Source organism: Pseudoalteromonas shioyasakiensis, from assembly GCF_019134595.1.
Lineage (GTDB): Bacteria > Pseudomonadota > Gammaproteobacteria > Enterobacterales > Alteromonadaceae > Pseudoalteromonas > Pseudoalteromonas shioyasakiensis_A.
Window position 1 is genome coordinate 1,956,664 of the sequence record NZ_CP077770.1, and the last position, 22,090, is coordinate 1,978,753.

The following is a 22,090-nucleotide window of genomic DNA, read 5'->3' on the forward strand; positions in this document are numbered from 1 at the left end:
TTTAACACTACTTGGAATAGAGATGCGTACCAGTCAATATATACTCGCAACACTTAAAGAAACTCCGTCTGATGCAGAAATTGTTTCTCATCAATTAATGCTACGAGCAGGCATGATCCGCCGCGTTGCGTCGGGTTTGTATACATGGTTGCCCTCTGGTCTACGCGTACTTAAAAAAGTAGAAAACATCGTACGTGAAGAAATGGATAAAGCAGGCGCTATAGAAATGTTAATGCCTATTATCCAACCAGCTGATCTTTGGGAAGAGTCTGGTCGTTGGGAGCAATTTGGTCCTGAATTACTTCGTATTAATGACCGTCACAACCGTCCATTTGCACTTGGCCCTACACACGAAGAAGTGATCACTGATTTTGTACGTAAAGAAGTAAATTCTTATAAGCAATTACCGCTTACTCTTTACCAAGTACAAACAAAAGTACGTGACGAAGTTCGCCCTCGTTTTGGTGTAATGCGTGCTCGTGAATTTACGATGAAAGATGCTTACTCTTTTCACTTAAGTGATGAGTGTTTAGAGAAAACATACCAAGTAATGCACAAAGCATACTGCAACATCTTCGAGCGCCTTGGTCTTGATTACCGCCCTGTTATCGCTGATACAGGTTCAATTGGTGGTAGCGTGTCACATGAGTTTCATGTACTTGCAGAATCAGGCGAAGATGCAATCGCATTTAGTGATGCTAGTGATTATGCTGCAAATATCGAAAAAGCAGAAGCACTGGCACCGACTGAAGAGCGCCCAGCTGCAAGCAAAGAACTAAAAGCGTTCCCAACGCCTGATGCAAAATCAATTGCTGAGCTTAAAGAGCACTATGGTGTTAAACCTCATCGCGGCGTGAAAACATTAATCGTGTATGGCGCACCAGATGAAAACGAACAACGTGGTTTAGTTGCCCTTGTATTACGTGGCGACCATGACCTAAACGAGTTAAAAGCTGAGAAACACCCGCTTGTAGACTCACCGCTTGAAATGGCAAAAGAAGAAGACATCGTTGCTGCTATTGGCTCAAAACCGGGTTCATTAGGCCCAGTCGGCCTATCAATGCCAATAATTGTTGACCGCACAGCTAACGTAATGGCTGATTTTGTAGCTGGTGCAAATAAAGATGGTGAACATTTCAGCGGTATCAACTGGGATCGCGATGTAGAAAACTACGAAGTGGCTGATATCCGTAATATCGTGGAAGGCGATCCAAGCCCGTGTGGCCAAGGTTCACTGCAAATTAAACGTGGTGTTGAAGTTGGCCATATTTTCCAACTTGGCACTAAGTACTCAGAAGCAATGAAAGCAGGCGTATTAAGTGAATCAGGTAAAAACCAAGTAATGACAATGGGTTGTTACGGCATTGGTGTATCACGTATCGTAGCTGCCGCTATTGAGCAAAACAACGACCAATACGGTATTAAATGGCCGCAACCTATTGCACCATTTGATTTAGCAATTGTACCTATGAACATGCATAAGTCTCATCGTATTCCGGATATTGCAGATAACCTTTACAAAGGTTTGAAAGATGCAGGTTTAGATGTGTTGTTTGATGACCGTAAAGAGCGCCCTGGTGTTATGTTTAACGACATGGAATTATTAGGTGTGCCTTTCACGCTAGTTATTGGTGAGCGTAACCTTGATGAAAATAAGGTGGAGCTTAAAAACCGTCGTACTGGTGAAAAGCTAATGCTTGATTTAGATAGTGCCGCTTCCGAAATTGCCGCACTTATTAAAGGCTAATTAAGTCAGCTCAACAAAATATAAAAAACCGCTTCGGCGGTTTTTTTGTATTTCTTAATTGTCATAGATGTTTCGCTAAAGCGTCTTTTAACTGTCATTGATTCTGCCTAGCATTTACTTTATTACACCATGAGTAAATGCCATGAATAACACCACTTGCAGTAGTAAAACCCACTATCCTGCCGTTTGGATTTCCGACGTTCACTTAGGTTATAAAGACTGCCAAGCGCAGTATTTACTAGACTTTTTAAATGCGATTGAATGCGATGTTCTGTATTTGGTCGGTGATATTGTCGATTTATGGTCGATGAAACGACAGTTCTTTTGGCACCCTAGTCATTATGATGTATTAGCGCTTATTCAACAAAAAGCGAAAGATGGCACTCGAGTGATCTATATACCGGGTAACCACGACGAAACCTTTCGCCATTATGCCAATGATTCATTATTCGGTATCGAAGTACATAAACAATATATCCATACCACAAAAGCCAACAAACGGTTTTTACTGTTGCATGGCGACGATTTTGATTCAGCAACCCGCTACAACAAATTAATCAGTATTGCAGGCGATGCAGGATACGACTTTTTACTTTTTTTAAATCGTTGGACTAATCGCATTCGCCGTTTATTTGGCGGTAATTATTGGTCATTGGCCTCTTGGATAAAAGCACGAGTTCATAAAGCACGTGAAGCAATTGACGCATTTGAAAAAGCAGCCATCCACGAAGCAAAAAAACAAGCCGTCGATGGCATCATTTGTGGGCATATTCATCACCCAGCCGTTAAAGTGGTTGATGGAATTTTGTATTGCAATGATGGCGACTGGATTGAGAGCTGCACTGCATTAGTTGAAAACAGCTCTGGCCGTATTGAGTTATTGCACTGGAGTGAAACACAAAAAGTGATTCACTCTGCTGATATTAGTGCTTTAACGCCTAAACCTGCATTTAATAAAGAACGTGATGCCGCTTAAGCCTTCAGCCACATTGATAGCTTTTTACGCAATGTGGCTTGTTTAATTGGCTTGGTGATATAGTCGTTCATGCCAACACTGAGGCATTTCTCTCTATCGCCAGCCATCGCACTTGCAGTCATAGCGATGATCACCACATCTTGGTATTTCTCACCAGTTTTGCCTTGCCTGATTGCTTTGGTACAGTCATACCCATTTAGGTTTGGCATTTGGCAATCCATTAAGATCAGATCAAATTGAGTTTCGCTATTATTCAATACCTCAATTGCTTCAAGACCATCGCTGGCTGATTCAATATGAACATGACTATCTCTTAAAATGGCTTTGCTCACCTCAATATTAATCATGTTATCGTCGACGATAAGCACTGAACGAGATGTTAAATCAAGCTCAATAATTTCTTTAGTATCTGTATTTTTACGCTCAATAACAGAGTCATTGTCATTAAATAAAACCGCGAGTTTATAGGCTAATTCATCAGGAGTGACAGGTTTTGCAATAACAGTACAATTGCTCGGTAATGTTTCTTTTTGTTTAAGTGATGCCATAACTCCTAAAATTAATACGCAGGTGTCGGGGTATCGATTTGCAAAACCCAACACATTGTTCAGTTCTGGGTGTTTATGATCAATGATAAGTAAACCTAACTCATTGAAGTCAGTTTCAGAAACATCAGTTAAATGCGTAATTTTATGACTCTGGCCTAGTGTCGCTAGTTGCAGCTCAACATTGCTAGCCAGTAATTCATATTGAATTGCACAGCCTATTTTTTTCTCATTAAGTAAATTGCTCTTATGTGGCACATTATGCGGCTCACAGATAGATACAAAAATACTTGCCCAAAAGCGGCTGCCCTTTCCTTTTTCACTTTCAACGATAATATCACCACCCATCAACTGAGCGAGTTTTCGGCTTATAGAAAGCCCTAAACCACTGCCACCATAATGACGTGTTGTACTTGAGTCCTCTTGGGTAAACACTTCAAACAATTTACTTTGGTTTTCTTTCGAGATACCAATACCTGTATCTTCAACAATAAAGCTTAGGCAAAGCGTATTGTCTGAATGCAGCTGCTCCTTAACCGTTAAGCTAACATGACCTTTATGGGTAAACTTAAATGCATTACTGAGTAAATTATTAAGAATTTGTTTTAGGCGGTGACTATCACCCATTACGGTACGCTTAGTTATAGCATGCGCATCGAACAGTATCTCAATACCTTTTTTCTGACCTTGAACAGCCATCGATGTAATTAAATCACTGCACACTGAAACAACATCAAACTCGTGACTATCTAAATCAAGTTTACCTGCTTCAATTTTTGAAAAATCAAGAATGTCATTGATCAGTGTCATCAATGAGTTAGCGCTAGTATTTGCATAATGTAAGTATTGCATTTGCTGAGTAGATAAAGGCTCTTCTTCAAGCATTTCGAGCATGCCAAGTACGCCATTCATCGGGGTGCGAATTTCATGAGAAATATTAGCGACAAATTCACTTTTAGCTTTACTGGAAGCTAATGCTTCTTCGGTGGCCTTTTCGAGCTCGGCTGTGCGGCTTTTCACTTTTTCTTCTAGTGTAACATTAAGCTTTTCTAGTTGATGTTGAGCGCACTTAAGTGAATCAATATTGCGCAGTATTGCCGCTATTTGATATTGCTGTTTTACTGCATCAAAAACAGGTGTCATGGTAATCGAGAAATAATGTGTGCTTTGCTCACTGATGTGAACCGCTTCAAACGAGCACCGCTGCCCTTCTTTAATGGCTTGTGCAATCCCTTGAAAATCTTCATCGTTATAATTAAACAAGGTATCAAAATGGGTGGTTTGCTCTGTTATACCAAAAAACGTTTTTGCCGTTTCATTGGCATTACAAATAACACCATCTGGCTGAACCATAATAATGGCATCTGTTGAGTCTTCAATAATTTTACTGTTCTTTTCTTTTAGGAAACTAAGCTCAATTTTTCTGTTGATGTCACGTTGATAGATTATAAATAACATCAGCACAACTAAAATGATTAAGCATAAAATGCCAATAAACCTTAATCGCTTTTGATGTATTTCATTGAGTAATATATCGGTATTTATTGAAACAGCCAGTGTCAGTGGCTGCATTTGAACGCCATTATCAAACTCAAAAACTTTCTGAACATATAATTTTTCGGGTAAGTTAACCACATCAAAAAAATCAACATTTGCCATTTGTTGGGTAGGGCTAAATTCTTCAGACCAATAATGAGCGTCATCAAGCTCAAAGCTAAAGCGGTATGACTCCATCGGGTGATAGATAAATTGTTGCTGCGCATTTAACAAATACACTGAGAGGTTTTCAGCGGTGTTACTGGTAAGCTTGCTAATCAGATCGGCTGCATAATAGTTCAGGATCAACACGGCAAACGGTTTACCTTCAGCATCTTTTACTAGTTTTGCAATTCGATATGTACTGGTATAGGGCTGTTGTAAGCGGCCATTTTCACGATTGTAGTTAATAGGTGATATATAAATTTGGCCATTTTTAAGCTGTGCTGTGATTTGCATGTAATCACGTTGGCCTTTATGTTGTAACTTTTCCTCACCAATTCTATAGACCTGACTATTTACATTATCAACGCGAACGACTTCTTTACCATTGTCTGCAATGTAAATATAGCGAGCCTGTGCTAAGTCTTTATCTGTTGTCATAAAACCACTAAAGATTTTAGCTAGGCGGTCTTTCCATGCCGAGATGGGCGTACCTAAAACAGGATCTATATTTTGATCATTTGTAGCACGCATTATTGCAAGTACTGGCGGCGTTGAGTCTAAGAAGTTAAGTGCAGAAATTTTCTCTCTTAGACTTGACTCAAAAACAGCTTCTTTAGTCTCAAGCTCTCGCTCTATCTGCACAAGCGTGCGGCTGAACACATCCTCTCTAAGATCGTATTCATACTTCACAGTTACTAAAATTGCCAATACCAAGAGAATACAAAACGCGAGAATTGGTAATTTGTGGCGTTGATAGAAATGTGCTGAATGTCCAGAATCCATTGAATCGAAAGCCTTCTTTTCTACTCTGCTTTAGAGTATAGGAGAGAATAATAATAAAGTGGAGTATACAGAAAAAAGATTAATTAATAAGGATTAGCAGGTACTTAGCTTGACTTACAAACAAATAAAGCACCAAAGTGGTGCTTTATTATCAGGTAAAATCATTAAATCGTTTATCTAAATAAGACATCTTCTTTATTAAACCACTTAACACAAAACGCGAGTAATGCACCTGCTACAATGACTGTCGCGAGGAAAATTAAACCCACTAATGTGTAATCAACTGTGCCTTTAATGATTTCTTTGATTGCCAGCGCAACGTTTGTCACTGGAATAAAAGCGGTTTTGCTCGTCAGTTCAACATTTGGCATTAAAGCAATCATAATTGGAAAAATCACACCCATGCTAAGCGGCGCCATGTAGTTTTGCGCTTCTTTAAAGGTTCGGGCATAAATTGAGATAGCCAACGCTAATGATGAGAAGATTGCAGCTATAGGCAATAACAACACAAAAATCAGCCCTAAATCAAATACGGTTAAAGAGCTAAATGCGTTTTTTACAACCGCTAAATCCACAAATGCAATGGCCACCGATATCCATACCCCCATACTGAGTACGGTGATGGTGGTTGTCGCAATAGAAGAAGCAAGTAAAGTTACAAACTTACCTAACACCAACTGAGTACGCGTGATTGGTGTAAGTAAAAGGGTTTCGAGCGTACCGCGCTCTTTCTCACCAGCTCCTAAATCAATCGCAGGGTATGTTGCACCCATCAATACCAGAGGAATAAGCAGATAAGGAATAAACCCACCTATTTTCTCACCAAGATTTTCACGTTTATCTGCAGTGTCGACCTTCACCACTTTAATAGGCTCGATAATAGCGGCTTGTTGCTCTTCTGATACGCCAAAACTTAATAGTTTGTTTGTACGCAGGGCATCACCATATTCTTTTGCCAGTTCTTTTACACGGTCAAACAAGAAGTTAATTGCTTTCGCATCGTTATACACAACTTGCCATTCACTTTGCTTTGCATCATCTAACGTTTGCTTTGCGTCTGACGGTAAATAGATACCCATGTCGATGGTGCCTGCTTTAACCGCTTTGGTGAGCTCTTCTACCGTATTAAAGGTTTCGTCGCCTTTGTATAAAGCAAAGCTCTTATGGTAAAACACCTTATCTGTAAACTCTTGCGCATAGCTACCATTAATAATGGCGTAAGTGTGGACCTCTTGTTCTGCCTCTAACGCCGCTTGTGAACTAATAAAGGCCATAACAGCAAATAACAGTGGGAAGATAGCAACCGGAAGTGCAACAACGAATATCAATGTTTTACGGTCACGTAACAGCTCTTTTAATTCCTTTTTAAATACTTCAAACATCACGGCTCTCCGTTAAAATATTCATAAACGCTTGGTTTAATTCTTCACTTTGACCTGTTTGTTTAAACTCATCTAAGGTGCCATCAAAGCAACTAATACCTTGGTTTATCACAGCAACACGGTCACAAAGTAAGGCAACTTCATCTAAATGGTGCGTTGAAAAAATAACGGGTGTGCCCTTCTCTTTAAGGCCGCGAATAAAGTTAATTACGGTTTGCGTAGTCATAATATCTAAACCAGTTGTCGGCTCATCAAGAATAACCACATCAGGATGATGAACAACAGCGCGGGCAATATTGGCTTTTTGCTTCATACCTGTTGAAAGGTTTTCGGCGCGTTTATCAATAAAGCTGTGCATATCAAGTAAGGTGAATAGCTCATCACAACGAGCGGCTACCGCTTTTTTACTCATGCCATGTAAACGGGCAAAGTATTCAACGTTTTCTTTAACTGTTAAACGCCCATATAAGCCGGTACTACCTGACAGAAATCCAATTGATTTGCGGCCAACTAATGGCTTTTTAACGATATCGTGACCAGAGATGGTAATGCTGCCTTCATCTGGTTTTAAGGCTGTTGAAATCATTCTAAGGGTGGTTGTTTTACCGGCCCCATTTGGGCCGAGTAAACCGAGTACTTCACCTTTGTTACATTGAAAGCTGACGTCTCTTACAGAATGAAAAAACTCTTTATCTTCACGGGGGTCTACGTTGTCCGTTTTATTTTTTTTATGATCTTTTGTTAGCTTAAACTTCTTTTTAAGCCCTGCCACTTCAATCATGTGCGTTTCCTTCGTTTCGGTCTAAAGTAATCAGTGTTACTGTAAAATTCTGGATTTTCATTGTCAGTCCACCATCCTGGTACACCTAACAAGGGTAAGGGTGATAAATTTTTATTATCACGCAAACAATCATCAACCTTAATCATCTCATAAAGACGTTGATCTAGATACGCATATTGTTCGCTTAAATCTTTACAAAATATGTCATCAGGAACAATTACAAATAATGCTTTACCTGTTAAACCAATATACGGCTGAGTGAGCATTTCGTAGTTAGCATGGCCAAACATAAATGGCCTAATGCTTTTACCCCATTGTTCACGTTGTTCGACAAAGGCTTGCTGCCATTGATGGTCGCGTAATTGCTGCTGCCAGCTTTGCTCGGTAATTGCCAGCACCACAGCGCATTCGTCAAATAAAGTAAGCGCATTTCGGTGTTTACTTCGCTCTTTTAGACCATGTAGTTTAATTTCTTCAATGTGTTGATGATTAATCAGCGCTTTAGTTTTTGGGAATAAACACCAAATAAAGCCACCGAAAAGGTCATGCCAATTTTGTTGTCTTGTTGGTACTTGCCCTGTCTCAAATATGATTTGCTCATAATAACGGGTCTCATCAGCAAACTTTTCATCTTCAACAAAGGTTATGGCTTTGCCCTGTGTAGTTTTCGCATTTAGATATTGATTAAACCACTGGCAAGATGGCCAATCTGCCAGTTTATCTAAATTAAATAGCGTTGCTAGGTCACTAAAAGCACCCGTTGTGAGGTATTGTGTTGACCATTGCTCGGGAGCAGTAAATCGTTTCATTGCTTATTTTTTAACTTCTTGATGTATTGTGGGTAGTTTACCGTAAAAACTGGTTCTCATTAATAGAACCTCATATACTAATGCCACCATAAAACAAAAAAAGAGCTATTATGAAACGCTATTTTCCAATGACAGTCCTTGCAAGTGCCATTCTTGCGGGCTGTGCTTCAACAAGTATCACATCAAGTGATGTCGAAAAAGCCTATCAAAGCATTAACTCAGAGCAACTAGCAGAGCATATTAAAGTGCTTGCCTCTGATGAGTTCGGTGGCCGTGCACCATCATCTAAAGGTGAAGAGCTAACGCTTGCCTATTTAACCGACCAATTTAAAGCATTGGGTTTTGAGCCGGGTAACGGTGATAGCTTCTTACAAGAAGTACCGCTTGTTTCACTAGAAGCTGATTCAGACATGGTACTTACCATTGGCGGCAAAGATTACCAATACAAAAAAGATATGGTAATGGGTAGCAGCCGTATTAGTGCTAAGCAAAGCATTAAAGATTCTGAATTAGTATTCGTTGGCTACGGTGTCAATGCACCAGAGTACAACTGGAACGACTACGAAGGCCTAGATGTTAAAGGCAAGACAGTTGTTATGCTGGTAAACGATCCAGGTTTTGCGACGAAAAACCCTGATTTATTCACCGGCGATGCCATGACCTATTACGGTCGTTGGACATACAAATATGAAGAAGCAAGCCGTCAAGGTGCAGCAGGTGCGATTATTATCCACGAAACAGCACCGGCCTCTTACCCATGGTCAGTTGTTGAAAACTCTTGGAGCGGTGAGCAATTTGGTTTCCAAAAAGAAAATAACAACATGGACCGTGTTGCTGTTGAAGGCTGGGTAACAACTGATGTTGCTAAAGAGCTTTTCACAAAAGCAGGCTTAGATTTCGATACCATGAAAGCTAATGCGGCAAAAGGCGCTTACCATGTTGATATGGGCGACCTAACTGCAAGTGTTGAAGTAAATAACACAATCAAAAAGTCAATTTCGTATAACTTTATCGCGACGTTACCGGGTAGCGAAAAGCCAGACGAGCACATCATTTATTCAGCTCACTGGGATCACCTTGGTACTGATAAAACCCGCAAAGGCGACCAAATCTATAATGGCGCCCACGATAATGCAACGGGCACTGCTGGCTTAATCGAAGTTGCTGAAGCATTTGCTACCTTACCTGAGCACCCTAGCCGTTCAATGACTTTCTTAGCCGTTACTGCTGAAGAACAAGGTTTACTTGGCTCGAAATATTATGCTGCAAACCCAGTGATCCCAGCATCACAAACGGTTGCTAACATCAATATGGATAGCTTAAACCTATTAGGTAAAGTAAAAGACATCAGTGTTGTTGGTATTGGTAAATCAGAAATGGATAGCCTGCTAGAAACAGCTGCAAAAGCTCAAGGCCGTACGGTATCTGGCGACCCTAAACCGTCTTCAGGTGGCTATTACCGCTCTGATCACTTTGCGTTTGCAAACATGGGGGTACCTGCAATGTATGCTGGTGGTGGTAGTGAGGCCCTTGACGAAGAAACGGCAAATTACCGTAAGCGTATGAGCTTAGTGCTTCGTGGTTGTTACCATCAGCCTTGCGACCGTTACCGTGATGAATGGGATTTATCAGGTGCCGTTCAGGACCTTCAGTTATTCTATCAAGTAGGTTTTGATATCTCAGAACAAAAAGAATGGCCGACCTGGAATGCCACTTCTGAGTTCCAACGCAAATAGATGCAAATGAGATTGATTTTCATTTAAAAACGTAATACAGTGTAACCTGATTAATTTTTAGGTTGCACTGTATGCTCTCACTAACACAAACGAGGTTTATTCCTAATAAAGCGAGGTGTTACATTACGGACAATAAACGCTTAATTTTACCCCTTTTATTACTGATTTCTTTAGCGGTACCTGCAAGCCGAGAGTTCACCCTACAAGCGCTAAGTGATGCTTTTTTTCAAGTATCTGTATTTGTTGCAGCCACCTTATTAATCTATTACTACCTTATTGATCGTCTTCCTCAATTACAGCTTAGCTATTTACGTGCTAAATCAGGCATTCTAGAGGTGAGCTTTGCGTCTATTTTAGGTGCTTTACCTGGCTGTGGGGGTGCCATTATTGTGGTAACCCAATTTACTAAAAAGCAGGCTAGCTTTGGCTCCGTTGTTGCCGTCTTAACCGCAACCATGGGCGATGCCGCTTTTTTACTTTTAGCAACCCGCCCACTTGATGGTTTATTAATGATGTTAATCGGTGTTGCTGTAGGTATTATTAGCGGTCAGATAGTAAATACAATTCATAGCCCAGATAAATTTCAACCTGACGAAGCAAGTCAATACAACGAGCAGCCACAATGCCAACCAAGAGCTTTGAAATTTAGCCGTCCTATTTGGAAATTTACCCTAGTACCAAGCTTGATTATTGCTTTTGTTATCGCTACCAATTCTGACCTTAGCGAATTTAGTCAAAGCGTTAATACTGGCGTCACCCTGTTTGGCTCGATCATGGCGCTATTCACCGTGGTTGTATGGGCACTTTCATCAAAAGGCAGCAGTTATAAGCAAGTAACCAGTGAAGAAGCGCCTTGCACACCTCCCTCAAAACTCACGAAAGTGTTAATGGACACGCACTTTGTTACTGCCTGGGTTGTTGCCAGTTTTATGCTGTTTGAAATTCTCGTTAACCTAGTCGGTGTTGATTTAACAGCCTGGTTTTCTGAGTATGCTTATCTTGCACCGCTGGTGGCTGTGGCTATTGGATTATTACCTGGCTGCGGGCCACAAATCGTTGTGATGACACTGTATATACAAGGTATTATTCCATTTAGTGCGATGGCAGCCAATGCAATTTCAAATGACGGCGATGCCCTATTCCCAGCTATCGCATTAGCACCAAAAGCGGCCTTAATCGCGACGGTGTATTCAACAATACCTGCGCTGTTACTCGGTTATGGGTTGTATTTTTACGTAATATAATACCAACCCGCAATAATACTTAATCATTTTGAGGGATTAAACCTTTCGCTAACTGCGTTAAAAATTTCTCATTTAGAACAACTAAATAACGAAATTTTTGCCTTGTTATCAACGAGGTTTTATTGCCTCAAAATAGACTACTTAATTAAGCGGAATGGTATAACAAATACAAAATTTACAATTAAAAAAACCAGCCGAGGCTGGTTTTTTAATGCTTACTAATGTTAGCTCATCGCCATCATCATTTTTGCAGGGTCTTCTAAGTAAGACTTCCATAAGTTATTGAAGCGGGCAATTGTTCCGCCATCAATCACTCGGTGGTCTCCAGACCAGCTTACTTGCATAATAGCAGCTGAAACAACATTGCCTTGTGTATCAAAGCGAGGTAAATGCTGCAGTTTACCTAAAGCAACAATCGCTACCTCAGGTTTATTGATGATCGGGGTTGCAATTGTGCCGCCAATCGCACCGATGTTAGAAATGCTAATAGTGCCGCCTTTCAAATCATCCGGTGAAACACGACCATCACGTGCTGCTTCAGTTAAACGAGTCACTTCGTTTGCAACATCTACGATGCTCTTTGACTGGCATGATTTAATGTTTGGTACAAGTAAACCAATCTTAGAATCAACCGCCATACCGATGTTATGATCATCAAAGTAAGTTAGCTCACTGCAATCATCATTTACTTGCGAGTTTAATACCGGGAATTGCTTAATCGCTAACGACAGTGCTTTGATAAAGAACGGCATCATAGTGAGCTTAACGCCCTGTTGCTTATACTGCTCTTTAAGCTCACTGCGCATTGCAATCAGTTTAGTTAGGTCAATTTCATCACAGAAAGTAAAGTGAGGAATTGTCGAAACTGAAGCAACCATTTGCTTAGCCATTGCCGCTTTAATGCCTTTAATAGGCTCTACGCGACTGCCACCAGAAGACGCCACAGTTGATACAGGCTCTGCCGCTTTTGGCGCAGCTTGTTGTGATGCTGCTTGGCTTGGTGTTTCATTCAAGAAGTCTTCGATATCTTGTTTGTAAATACGGCCGTTTTTACCAGAGCCTGGTACTTGCGTTAAATCAACATCAAGTTCGCGGGCTTTACGACGAACAGCAGGTGAAGCAACAGCTTTCTTATTAAGTTGTTTGCTAGAGTTTGCTGAAGTCGCAGGCTTCTGTGAAGGTTTAGTTGCTGCATTTGTTTGTGCTTTAACCACTGCAGAACTTACATCTGGCTCTGCACTTTGGCCTGCAATGCTCATTTGGAATAATGGGCTGTGAACCGCTGCAATATCACCTTTTTGATAATAAAGCTTTTCAACTTTACCTGTGTATTTAGCTGGGATTTGCACCAATGCTTTGTCTGTCATTACATCACACACAGCTTGGTCTTCAACGATTTCATCGCCTTCACTCACTAACCACTCAACGATTTCACACTCAACGATACCTTCACCGATATCTGGTAAAATAAAATCTTCTAAGTGCTCACCAGCCTCAGATGATGCTTCAGTTGGAGTTACAGGAGCTTGCGCTTCTTCGCTTTGTGTTGGTGCTTCGCCATCAACATCCATTGCGAATAATGGTGCATGTACTTTCGCAATATCCCCTTTTGCATAATAAAGCTTACTGATCACACCATCATGAACAGCAGGAATTTGCACAAGCGCCTTGTCGGTCATAACATCACAAATAGGCTGGTCTTCATTTACTGAATCGCCCTCTGCAACTAACCATTCAACAATTTCACACTCTACGATGCCTTCGCCGATATCTGGCAAGATAAAATCTTTAGACATACTGACTCCTAAAACTCTACTGATTGCTTAATCGCAGCAAGCACTTTAAGTGCATCCGGCACATATTCTTTTTCAAGTGCTAATGGGTATGGCGTATCTAAGCCACACACGCGAGCAATTGGCGATTCAAGGTGTAAGAAACACTCTTGTTGAATTGTTGCAACGATTTCTGCACCAAAACCATTCGTGATTGGTGCCTCGTGGCTTACCACTAAACGGCCTGTTTTAGTCACTGATTTAGCAATTGTCTCAACATCCCATGGTAAAATGGTACGTAAGTCGATCACTTCACAGCTAATACCTTGCTCTGCTGCTTTTTTAGCGGCGTCTTCGATGATTTCCATCTGTGCACCCCAAGCAAGTACAGTGACATCAGTGCCTTCTTGCACGATTTCAGCTTTACCGAGCTCGATGCTGTAATCTTCTTCAGGAACTTCACCTGTTGATGCACGGTACAAACGTTTCGGTTCAAAGAAAATAACAGGGTTATCATCTTTAATCGATGCACGAAGCAAACCTTTTGCTTGGTATGGGTTACGTGGCACCACCAACTTCAAACCAGGTGTGTGAGCAAAATAAGCTTCTGGTGATTGTGAGTGATATAAACCACCTGCAATACCACCACCGTATGGTGTACGGATTGTTAGATTGCCAACATTAAATTCATTACCACTACGGTAACGGAACTTAGCTGATTCATTCACGATTTGGTCAAATGCAGGGAAAATATAATCAGCAAATTGAATTTCAGCTAATGCTGGCGCACCAAACGCCGCTAAGCCATTAGCAAAACCTAAAATACCTTGCTCAGTTAACGGTGTATTGAACACACGATGCTTACCATATTTTTCTTGTAAGCCAGATGTAGCACGGAATACACCACCAAAATAACCAACGTCTTCACCGAAAATACATGCATTTGGATGCTCTGCCATGGTGATATCAAGGGCTGAATTAATTGCATGAAGCATGTTCATTTTAGCCATTACTTGAATCTCCCTGCAGTTGTTGGATAAGCATCAGGATGCTGCAAAATGTGCTCTTTTAGTTCTTCATATTGTTTTTGTAGTGATGGGATTGGCTTATCATAAACATCAGAAATAAGCTCTTCTAATGCTGGTTTTGCTACTTTTTCAGCGCGTTTAAGAGCTGCTAAAATTTCTTCACGAATTGTTTCTTTGTCTTTCGCATCTTGCGCTTCATCTAACCAACCTTGCTTTAATAGCCACTTACGGAAACGCTCGATTGGACAGCCTTTATGCTTTGCTTCTTCGTCTTTTGTACGGTAGCCGCTTGGGTCGTCACTCGTTGAGTGAGCGCCAAGACGATAGGCAATCGATTCAATTAAAACAGGTTCGCCTTTGGTAGTCGCAATTTCACGGGCTTTTTTCGTTGCAGCATAAACTGCAAGTGCATCGGCACCGTCAACACGGATTGTTTTAATGCCATAGCCAACACCACGTGATGCAATACCATCACCTTTAAATTGTTCATCAGCAGGTGTAGAAATCGCATAACCATTGTTACGAGCAAAGAAAATCACCGGTGCTTCGTGAACTGCGGCCATATTTAAACCAGCATGGAAATCACCTTCAGACGCAGCGCCTTCACCAAAGTAACAAATAGTGATGTTATCAATAGTGCTGTTTAACTCACCGGTTTGGGCATCAATATGACGAACTTTTTGGCCGTATGCATAACCTGTTGCTTGTGGAATTTGTGTACCAAGCGGTGATGAAATAGTCATGTAGTTAAGTTCGCGTGAGCCATAGTGAATTGGCATTTGACGACCTTTACCCAAATCTTTTTCATTTGAGAACATTTGATTCATGAATTGGTCAAGGCTAAAACCACGATAACGTAAAGCTGCTTGCTCACGGTATTGGGCCATGATCATGTCGTTTTGATCAAGCGCTGCAGCTGATGCTGTTACAGCCGCTTCTTCACCTAGACATTGCATATAAAAGCTTACACGACCTTGACGCTGTGCTGCTTGCATACGCTCATCCAGCGCACGAATAAAACGCATTGTCTCGTATAAACGGATTGCTGTTGCTTTGTCGATATCAGGTGCGGTTGCACCTTCGTAGATGTCGCCTTCCTCATTAAGAATACTTAATGTAGGGATCGTTAATGCGTGACCATCAATAAATGACAGTTCATGATTAATGTTTAGCGATACGTTATTTGGATTACTCATAACCTACCTTCTTTCGTTGTCAGAAACCTACGCTACTGCCCTTAATTATAGTTTTATCAGCATGAGCTGTAAGGATAAAGTTTGCGCAATATTCAATCTAATTAAATTAAACTGCCGTCACTTTACGTTAACGTAAGTTGTTATTCAACTAATCATAGACGAATAGATGATAAATGGCTAAAAACGCATGGAAAGTTAACTATACAACAAGATAAATTCTTTATAGTCATATAGTTAACTTAATTTAGATGGGTGTTAATGCAGAAATTTTAAATAAAGTTGCTATCAACTTGCATTGGAATAACAGTAAGCAAAGCGCGCTGACCTAAGACTACATCAGCGTTTGGAAAGATAATAGCTTCACCGTCTACTTCCGCTTCATATGTGGTCTGACCATCAGTTGCCATTAATTCACCCTTTGCGAAACCGGTGAAATTTTCTACATCATCAGCAAATGGGAAACTAAAGTCTTCGCAAGTACGGTTTATTGTTCTATATACTGAAAACAACTCGAAATCTTCTGCATTGAATTCTTTATATTCAACAGATTCTTGACTAATTAATGCAATTAAGGTTTTTTTGGTTTTCTCAAATCGCGACATGTCGTTTTCGCCAAATGGTTTTACTTGGCCAAGTTCTACCGTAAATGAGTCAGCTCCATGCACAAACGACGAGTAGTAACTAAAGGTAGTTGCCGCTGATTTCATCATTAGTACCGTGTTTACGCCACAGCTAAGTAAAAATTGCAGTTGTGATTTTTTCCACGGTTTCCCATGTAAGAAAGGATACACTGCGAACTTTTCATTTTTAGAGCCACGAATTGCAGTGTGAAGATCATAATGAAAACGCTCACTGCCCTGGTTGCCTCTTGCAAAGAAATCAGTAACCACGTCTTCAAGCAGCTTTGCACGAACTCGCTCAGGGTTAGAAGCAATGCCTTCTACAGTATGATGACCATTAAACAAACGGTTTAAGTTTTCATCTACAAAACGCTTACCGATATTAATAGATTTAGGATTACCATAAATAAACAGTACACGCTGCTTCAAGGTAAGTTGTTCTGTAATGATTGACTTGATTAATTGATCGCAGATTTCAATTGGCGCAGTTTCGTTACCATGTACCGCACTTGAAAGTACAATATCTTTGTTTGTTTGCTGCGTAGGTTGAAACTCAATGATACCCGTGTCGTGAACAGTGACATCAGTACCATTTGCAAGGGTAAATGCACAAGATTCTAGTGAAAACTCATTGTTGCGGGTCAGGGTTAAAAAGTCGCCGGTACTTTTTAATTCTTCGAGATATGAAGGAGTTGAATAGCTCATTGTTCTATCCTAAAAATGCGTGAGAGTAGAATACAAAAACGGCTGAGAATCTCAGCCGTTTTAATAGGTAAAAAAGGAATTAGCTAATTACTGAATCAACCAGCTTTTTCGCTTCTTTTTCTAATAATGCTAGATGTTCTTCACCTTTGAATGATTCAAGGTAAATTTTATAAATATCTTCAGTGCCAGATGGGCGTGCAGCAAACCAACCGTTTTCAGTAACAACTTTTAAACCGCCGATAGCAGCGTTATTACCAGGGGCATGGGTTAGTTTTTGCGTAATGGCATCACCCGCTAACGTACTTGCAGTTACATCATCAGCTGATAACGCTTTTAAACGTGATTTTTGTTCTGCACTAGCTGGCGCATCAATACGTTTATAAATAGGCGCACCGAACTCTTGTTCAAGTTCTTTATAAAGCTGTGAAGGTGTTTTACCCGTTACGGCTAAAATCTCTGCAGCAAGTAGACCTAAGATGAAACCATCTTTATCAGTGTTCCAAACTGTACCATCAAAGCGTAAGAATGACGCCCCTGCACTTTCTTCACCACCAAAAGCAAGGGTACCTTTGCTTAAGCCTTCAACAAACCATTTAAAGCCTACCGGTACTTCTTTTACTTCGCGGTTATTACGTGAAACCACTTTATCAATCATGCCGCTTGATACCAGCGTTTTACCAATTGCAACCTCTTTTGACCATTCGCGGTTATTTAATAAGTAGTCAATTGCAACTGCTAAAAAGTGATTTGGATTCATTAAGCCGTCTGGGGTAACAATACCATGGCGGTCATAATCAGGGTCGTTACCAATACCGATATCATAGTCATCTTTTAATGCAATAAGGTTTGTCATTGCATAAGGAGATGAGCAATCCATACGGATTTTGCCGTCTTTATCTAAAGGCATGAATGAGAACGTCGGATCAACAGACTCATTTACGACCGTTAAGTCTAAATTATATTTTTCTGCAATGACTGGCCAAAAGTTGATACCAGAGCCACCAAGTGGGTCGACGCCAATTTTAATTTTCGCATCGCTAATTGCTTTTAGGTTAACGATATTAACTAAGTCATCAACATAAGGGGTAATTAAGTCTTGGTACTTAATAAAACCAGAACGTGATGCTTTAGCATATGGAAATAACTCTACTTCAACTAAGTCTTCTAAAAGTAATTGATTTGCTCTGTCTTCAATCCACTTAGTTACATCAGTATCTGCAGGGCCACCATTTGGCGGGTTATATTTAAAACCACCGTCTTCTGGCGGATTATGTGAAGGAGTTACCACAATACCATCAGCAAGTTCATTTGGGTTTTCTTTGTTATGGCAAACAACAGCATGACTGATTACAGGTGTTGGCGTGTAATCGTCATTTTCTTGTGCAATGACTTGCACTTCGTTTGCAACAAGCACTTCGATAGCTGAGTTAAACGCCGCTTCACTCAATGCGTGTGTATCTTTACCTAAGAAAAGTGGGCCAAAAATATTGTTTTCTTTACGGTAATCACAAATTGCTTGAGTGATCGCTAAAATATGCGATTCATTAAATTTTACATCGAACGAACAACCACGATGGCCAGATGTACCAAAAGCAACGCAGTGCTCTGGGTTTTGTTCTAGGTCAGGTTCATTTAAGTAATAAGCCGAGATCAGTTTTGGTACATTCACTAAGCTTGATTGCGGTGCAGGTTTACCTGCATCTGGATGAATCGCCATATTATTTCCTTATGGATTATAAGTAATCACGAATTTTTTCTGCTTCATCTGCGCTGTAGCCTAAGCACAGTGCTACTTCGTGAAGCATCATTTTTTTTCTGGTTGTATTTGAATTTGTCATCACCCAATACTCAGTATCAGTGATATTTTTTGGATTCATGCTGCTACCACTTTCCAGTAGTGCTTCTTTGCTAGTGGCAAAATAAACACGGTCACGGCCTTTAATTTCAAGCACGTTAGCAAAATCTTTTTTATGCGTTCTATATAAAGCAGCTAGTATAAATAAGAATCGACCAACAACACCTTTTTGCATTGCCAGTTCTTCTTTGTTTAATACATTAAACACATTACCTTTCACTTGTGTCGATGCTGTGACAGTTTGTGCAGCCTCTTCAACATTTTCGTCGCTTGGTTCAAGGCTTGATTCTTGTTCTGCTTGTTCTTGTATTTCAACAACTGGGGTTTCTTGTTCAGTTTTAGTAGTTGTTTCAACTGGGGCATTAGCGCCATCAGAGAGGTTTAATAAACGACGCAAAATGGTTGATGCACTTTCACCAATACTTTGCGTGTTGCTTGCAATGTATTGATATAACTCGTCGTCTATGTCGATTTTTTTCATGTTATTCCTGTCTTTACGGGTCACATTTTAAAAGTTCTCAATGATTATACCTAAGCTCGCAGCAATTCTCTATGTTTTGCATTTTGTAATTTCACTAGGCAAAATACTGCCATTAAAATTAGGAGTTGAAAATGCTATTAAACTACCAACAAATGGGTCAAGGTTCAGACGTTGTATTGATCCACGGTTTGTTTGGTTCACTTGAAAACCTCAATGTAATCGCAAAAGCATTAGCTGAAAATTATCGTGTAACGAATATCGATTTACGTAACCACGGTAAATCGTTTCATAGCGAGACCATGAATTATGGTGCTATGGCGAAAGATGTCAGTGAGTTACTTGAACATCTAAATATTAGTAAAGCGCACATCATAGGTCATTCAATGGGTGGCAAAGTGGCCATGCAATTAGCACTTAATCACCCTGCACTTATCGATAAGCTTGTAGTGTTAGATATTTCTCCTGTTGCTAATAATCCTCGTCACAGTGCTATTTTTGCAGGCCTTAACGAAGTTTCACAATCTAATATCAGTGATAGAAAAGCAGCTGATGAAATACTTGCCAAGCACATTGAGGAAATGGGGGTACGTCAGTTTTTATTAAAAAGCTTTGCTAAAAATGATCAAGGTCACTATCAATGGCGCTTTAATTTAGCTGTTTTATACCAGCAATATGAAAATATTTTAGCACAAGTTAGTGAAAATGATTCTTGTTTATGTGATACTTTATTCATTAAAGGTAATGATTCTGACTACATTTTAGCAGAGCACCGCCCTGCTATTATGGCGTTATTCCCTAATGCAAAAGCAAAAATTATTCATGGTGCTGGTCACTGGCTACATGCCCAAAAACCACTTGCTGTAAATAAAGCAATCAGCGATTTTTTAGCTCATTAATTGGGCTGATAAAATTCGCTGTTTTTGATCGTGCGCACTAAATTATTATAAATTTGTGTGCTATAGTACGCGCCGTTTAATTTAAAGGTTTATACGTTGATGGTCAGTCAGTTAATTAACGAATTTGATACCTTAGGGTTGTATTTTGGCTTAGCCGGTATTTTCTTTTTTATTGGAATGGCAATTCAAGATGTCCTTAAAAAAGGTGATGTACCACGATTTGGCCGATACATCGTTTGGTTAGTGCTATTTTTAGGCTGTTCTGGGTTTATAGCGAAAGGACTTATTCAAGTCTTTTGGCAAGGTGCAGGTGTGGGCTAGACATGGCAAAGTCAGAAACAGATAGAACAACACCCGATTTATTTGAATACGAAAAGCGCCCAGGTAGGCCTAAAACAAATCCCCTACCTCGCGATATGCAATTAAAAGTAAATAAACGTAATCAAATAAAGCGAGATAAAGCACGTGGTTTAAAGCGTGTAGAATTTAAGGTTTCATCACAGTTATATCAAGCATTAAGCGATATGGCAGATGCGCAGAATATTAGCCGTAGCGCGTTGATTGAAACAATTTTACAAGAAAGATTGGCTATTGATAGATAGAAGGTTTTAAATCCATGTCAAGCGTAGGTATTTTTTTCGGAAGTGACACAGGCAATACTGAACACGTAGCTAAAATGATTCAAAAAGAATTAGGTAAAAAGCTTGTAGCGGTTCACGACATTGCAAAAAGTTCTAAAGAAGAGATTGCTGAATTCGATTTATTGTTATTCGGTATTCCAACTTGGTACTACGGTGAAGCTCAATGTGACTGGGATGATTTCTTCCCTGAATTAGAAGAAGTTGACTTCGAAGGTAAACTTGTTGCTATTTTCGGCTGCGGTGATCAAGAAGACTATGCAGAATACTTCTTAGATGCAATGGGCATGATCAACGATATCGTTACTGAGCGTGGCGCAATCGTTGTTGGTCATTGGTCAACTGAAGGCTACGACTTTGAAGCTTCAAAAGCACTAGTAGATGACAGCAACTTTGTTGGCCTAGGCATTGATGAAGACCGTCAACCAGAGCTTACTGAAAAGCGTGTTAAAGACTGGTGTGCTCAAGTTTATGACGAAATGTGTTTAGCGGAACTTGCTGATTAATAACAAGTATTACTCGCATTTACTAGCTGATGTAAAGATGCACAACCGGTTCGTTTTTGTTCAAAAAACCAGCAATTAGACGAATTGTTCTTTGCACTTAGTAACTAGGCACGTTATTCTAACAGTTGCTAATGTGTCGTGTGCATCTTGAAGGTGCCTAGTATAACTAAATAAATTGAGACAGATTGAATGACTGATCACAACTTGGAATTAAAAAAAGCAGGGCTAAAAGTTACTCTGCCACGTATTAAAATTTTAGAGATTCTGCAATCTCCAGACAACCAACACATCAGCGCTGAAGATGTCTATAAAATTCTTTTAGACAAAGGCGAAGAGATTGGTCTTGCAACTGTCTACCGTGTTCTTAACCAATTTGATGATGCTGGTATTGTATCTCGCCACCACTTCGAAGGCGGTAAGTCAGTATTTGAACTATCAGGTAGCACTCACCATGACCACTTAGTGTGCCTTAAATGTGGTAAGGTTGTAGAGTTTGAAGATGACACTATCGAGCGTCGTCAAGAAGAAATCGCAACTGAGAATGGTATTAAGCTGACTAACCACTCTCTTTACCTATACGGTGAATGTGAAGACACTGCTGCGTGTAAAGAATTCGCTGAATCAAATAGCTAATTAGTTATTTGATTCAGACATAAAAAAACCTGCTTTAAGCAGGTTTTTTTATGTCT

The 22,090-nt window shown here is 40.1% G+C and carries 19 protein-coding genes; 9 read left to right on the forward strand and 10 right to left on the reverse strand.

All coding sequences use genetic code 11. The features are described from left to right. The first annotated feature begins 22 nt into the window (after positions 1 to 22). Positions 23 to 1,747, forward strand: a complete 1,725-nt coding sequence (locus KQP93_RS09075; RefSeq protein ID WP_217874112.1) for a proline--tRNA ligase — start codon at positions 23 to 25, stop codon at positions 1,745 to 1,747. 142 nt (positions 1,748 to 1,889) lie between these two features. Then, entirely contained in the window at positions 1,890 to 2,723 is an 834-nt protein-coding gene (locus KQP93_RS09080) for a UDP-2,3-diacylglucosamine diphosphatase (protein ID WP_062565326.1), read from the forward strand. Here the strand turns inward: KQP93_RS09080 and KQP93_RS09085 are convergent. The 4 genes from KQP93_RS09085 to KQP93_RS09100 all read right to left on the reverse strand — a co-directional run bounded on the left by KQP93_RS09085 (position 2,720) and on the right by KQP93_RS09100 (position 8,724). Next, positions 2,720 to 5,752 carry an ATP-binding protein gene (locus KQP93_RS09085; protein WP_217874113.1) on the reverse strand — a complete coding sequence of 1,011 codons (3,033 nt, stop codon included), beginning with the start codon at positions 5,750 to 5,752 and terminating at the stop codon, positions 2,720 to 2,722. The genes KQP93_RS09080 and KQP93_RS09085 overlap by 4 nt on opposite strands. Positions 5,753 to 5,925: 173 nt before the next feature. Further along, positions 5,926 to 7,134 (reverse strand): ABC transporter permease, encoded by a 1,209-nt coding sequence (locus KQP93_RS09090; protein WP_217874114.1) that lies wholly within the window; start codon positions 7,132 to 7,134, stop codon positions 5,926 to 5,928. Then, a complete protein-coding gene (locus KQP93_RS09095) occupies positions 7,127 to 7,915 on the reverse strand; it encodes an ABC transporter ATP-binding protein (protein ID WP_217874115.1) in 789 nt (262 codons plus the stop codon). Before KQP93_RS09095 ends, KQP93_RS09090 begins: the two co-directional genes overlap by 8 nt. Further along, positions 7,912 to 8,724: a DUF3025 domain-containing protein gene (locus tag KQP93_RS09100; protein ID WP_217874116.1), complete on the reverse strand. Its 813-nt coding sequence runs from the start codon at positions 8,722 to 8,724 to the stop codon at positions 7,912 to 7,914. Before KQP93_RS09100 ends, KQP93_RS09095 begins: the two co-directional genes overlap by 4 nt. Positions 8,725 to 8,834: 110 nt before the next feature. Here KQP93_RS09100 and KQP93_RS09105 point away from each other — a divergent pair, with 110 nt between their 5' ends. Together KQP93_RS09105 and KQP93_RS09110 are read left to right on the forward strand one after the other, a co-directional pair. Continuing rightward, positions 8,835 to 10,460 carry a M28 family metallopeptidase gene (locus KQP93_RS09105; protein ID WP_217874117.1) on the forward strand — a complete coding sequence of 542 codons (1,626 nt, stop codon included), beginning with the start codon at positions 8,835 to 8,837 and terminating at the stop codon, positions 10,458 to 10,460. Positions 10,461 to 10,531: 71 nt separating this feature from the next. Next, positions 10,532 to 11,704, forward strand: a complete 1,173-nt coding sequence (locus KQP93_RS09110; protein WP_217874118.1) for a putative manganese transporter — start codon at positions 10,532 to 10,534, stop codon at positions 11,702 to 11,704. Positions 11,705 to 11,928: 224 nt separating this feature from the next. Here KQP93_RS09110 and KQP93_RS09115 read toward each other — a convergent pair whose 3' ends face one another. The 6 genes from KQP93_RS09115 to seqA all read right to left on the reverse strand — a co-directional run bounded on the left by KQP93_RS09115 (position 11,929) and on the right by seqA (position 19,361). Further along, complete coding sequence (locus tag KQP93_RS09115) at positions 11,929 to 13,500, reverse strand: dihydrolipoyllysine-residue acetyltransferase (protein WP_217874119.1); 1,572 nt, start codon at positions 13,498 to 13,500, stop codon at positions 11,929 to 11,931. An 8-nt stretch (positions 13,501 to 13,508) separates the two neighbouring features. After that, positions 13,509 to 14,486 (reverse strand): alpha-ketoacid dehydrogenase subunit beta, encoded by a 978-nt coding sequence (locus KQP93_RS09120; protein ID WP_058584964.1) that lies wholly within the window; start codon positions 14,484 to 14,486, stop codon positions 13,509 to 13,511. Beyond that, positions 14,486 to 15,700 carry a thiamine pyrophosphate-dependent dehydrogenase E1 component subunit alpha gene (locus KQP93_RS09125; RefSeq protein ID WP_217874120.1) on the reverse strand — a complete coding sequence of 405 codons (1,215 nt, stop codon included), beginning with the start codon at positions 15,698 to 15,700 and terminating at the stop codon, positions 14,486 to 14,488. The genes KQP93_RS09120 and KQP93_RS09125 overlap by 1 nt, the downstream gene beginning before the upstream one ends. 269 nt (positions 15,701 to 15,969) lie before the next feature. Next, positions 15,970 to 17,025 (reverse strand): succinylglutamate desuccinylase, encoded by a 1,056-nt coding sequence (gene astE / locus KQP93_RS09130; RefSeq protein WP_217874121.1) that lies wholly within the window; start codon positions 17,023 to 17,025, stop codon positions 15,970 to 15,972. A gap of 79 nt (positions 17,026 to 17,104) precedes the next feature. Continuing rightward, positions 17,105 to 18,742 carry a phosphoglucomutase (alpha-D-glucose-1,6-bisphosphate-dependent) gene (gene pgm / locus KQP93_RS09135; protein ID WP_217874122.1) on the reverse strand — a complete coding sequence of 546 codons (1,638 nt, stop codon included), beginning with the start codon at positions 18,740 to 18,742 and terminating at the stop codon, positions 17,105 to 17,107. Positions 18,743 to 18,758: 16 nt separating this feature from the next. Then, the gene (gene seqA / locus KQP93_RS09140) at positions 18,759 to 19,361 is read right to left on the reverse strand and encodes a replication initiation negative regulator SeqA (protein ID WP_217874123.1); all 603 of its coding nucleotides are present in this window, start codon (positions 19,359 to 19,361) and stop codon (positions 18,759 to 18,761) included. Positions 19,362 to 19,492: 131 nt separating this feature from the next. Here seqA and KQP93_RS09145 point away from each other — a divergent pair, with 131 nt between their 5' ends. From KQP93_RS09145 to fur, 5 genes are all read left to right on the forward strand, one after another. Continuing rightward, a complete protein-coding gene (locus KQP93_RS09145; protein WP_217874124.1) occupies positions 19,493 to 20,257 on the forward strand; it encodes an alpha/beta fold hydrolase in 765 nt (254 codons plus the stop codon). A gap of 99 nt (positions 20,258 to 20,356) precedes the next feature. Next, a complete protein-coding gene (locus KQP93_RS09150; protein ID WP_036968243.1) occupies positions 20,357 to 20,578 on the forward strand; it encodes a DUF2788 domain-containing protein in 222 nt (73 codons plus the stop codon). Positions 20,579 to 20,580: 2 nt separating this feature from the next. Beyond that, positions 20,581 to 20,859: a LexA regulated protein gene (ybfE, locus tag KQP93_RS09155; RefSeq protein WP_004586673.1), complete on the forward strand. Its 279-nt coding sequence runs from the start codon at positions 20,581 to 20,583 to the stop codon at positions 20,857 to 20,859. A gap of 14 nt (positions 20,860 to 20,873) precedes the next feature. Further along, complete coding sequence (fldA, locus tag KQP93_RS09160; RefSeq protein WP_054553928.1) at positions 20,874 to 21,401, forward strand: flavodoxin FldA; 528 nt, start codon at positions 20,874 to 20,876, stop codon at positions 21,399 to 21,401. A gap of 189 nt (positions 21,402 to 21,590) precedes the next feature. Continuing rightward, on the forward strand, positions 21,591 to 22,034 hold the full coding sequence (fur, locus tag KQP93_RS09165; RefSeq protein ID WP_217874125.1) for a ferric iron uptake transcriptional regulator: 444 nt from the start codon (positions 21,591 to 21,593) through the stop codon (positions 22,032 to 22,034). Positions 22,035 to 22,090 lie beyond the last annotated feature (56 nt).

Excerpts from the sequence above, each read along its gene's own strand:
- KQP93_RS09145 (WP_217874124.1), top strand. The coding sequence starts at position 19,493 with ATGCTATTAAACTACCAACAAATGGGTCAAGGTTCAGACGTTGTATTG.
- KQP93_RS09095 (WP_217874115.1), bottom strand. The coding sequence starts at position 7,915 with ATGATTGAAGTGGCAGGGCTTAAAAAGAAGTTTAAGCTAACAAAAGAT.
- fur (WP_217874125.1), top strand. The coding sequence starts at position 21,591 with ATGACTGATCACAACTTGGAATTAAAAAAAGCAGGGCTAAAAGTTACT.
- KQP93_RS09100 (WP_217874116.1), bottom strand. The coding sequence starts at position 8,724 with ATGAAACGATTTACTGCTCCCGAGCAATGGTCAACACAATACCTCACA.
- KQP93_RS09075 (WP_217874112.1), top strand. The coding sequence starts at position 23 with ATGCGTACCAGTCAATATATACTCGCAACACTTAAAGAAACTCCGTCT.
- KQP93_RS09120 (WP_058584964.1), bottom strand. The coding sequence starts at position 14,486 with ATGGCTAAAATGAACATGCTTCATGCAATTAATTCAGCCCTTGATATC.
- KQP93_RS09115 (WP_217874119.1), bottom strand. The coding sequence starts at position 13,500 with ATGTCTAAAGATTTTATCTTGCCAGATATCGGCGAAGGCATCGTAGAG.
- KQP93_RS09125 (WP_217874120.1), bottom strand. The coding sequence starts at position 15,700 with ATGAGTAATCCAAATAACGTATCGCTAAACATTAATCATGAACTGTCA.
- KQP93_RS09085 (WP_217874113.1), bottom strand. The coding sequence starts at position 5,752 with ATGGATTCTGGACATTCAGCACATTTCTATCAACGCCACAAATTACCA.
- KQP93_RS09150 (WP_036968243.1), top strand. The coding sequence starts at position 20,357 with ATGGTCAGTCAGTTAATTAACGAATTTGATACCTTAGGGTTGTATTTT.
- ybfE (WP_004586673.1), top strand. The coding sequence starts at position 20,581 with ATGGCAAAGTCAGAAACAGATAGAACAACACCCGATTTATTTGAATAC.
- KQP93_RS09080 (WP_062565326.1), top strand. The coding sequence starts at position 1,890 with ATGAATAACACCACTTGCAGTAGTAAAACCCACTATCCTGCCGTTTGG.
- fldA (WP_054553928.1), top strand. The coding sequence starts at position 20,874 with ATGTCAAGCGTAGGTATTTTTTTCGGAAGTGACACAGGCAATACTGAA.
- pgm (WP_217874122.1), bottom strand. The coding sequence starts at position 18,742 with ATGGCGATTCATCCAGATGCAGGTAAACCTGCACCGCAATCAAGCTTA.
- KQP93_RS09105 (WP_217874117.1), top strand. The coding sequence starts at position 8,835 with ATGAAACGCTATTTTCCAATGACAGTCCTTGCAAGTGCCATTCTTGCG.
- KQP93_RS09090 (WP_217874114.1), bottom strand. The coding sequence starts at position 7,134 with ATGTTTGAAGTATTTAAAAAGGAATTAAAAGAGCTGTTACGTGACCGT.
- KQP93_RS09110 (WP_217874118.1), top strand. The coding sequence starts at position 10,532 with ATGCTCTCACTAACACAAACGAGGTTTATTCCTAATAAAGCGAGGTGT.
- seqA (WP_217874123.1), bottom strand. The coding sequence starts at position 19,361 with ATGAAAAAAATCGACATAGACGACGAGTTATATCAATACATTGCAAGC.
- astE (WP_217874121.1), bottom strand. The coding sequence starts at position 17,025 with ATGAGCTATTCAACTCCTTCATATCTCGAAGAATTAAAAAGTACCGGC.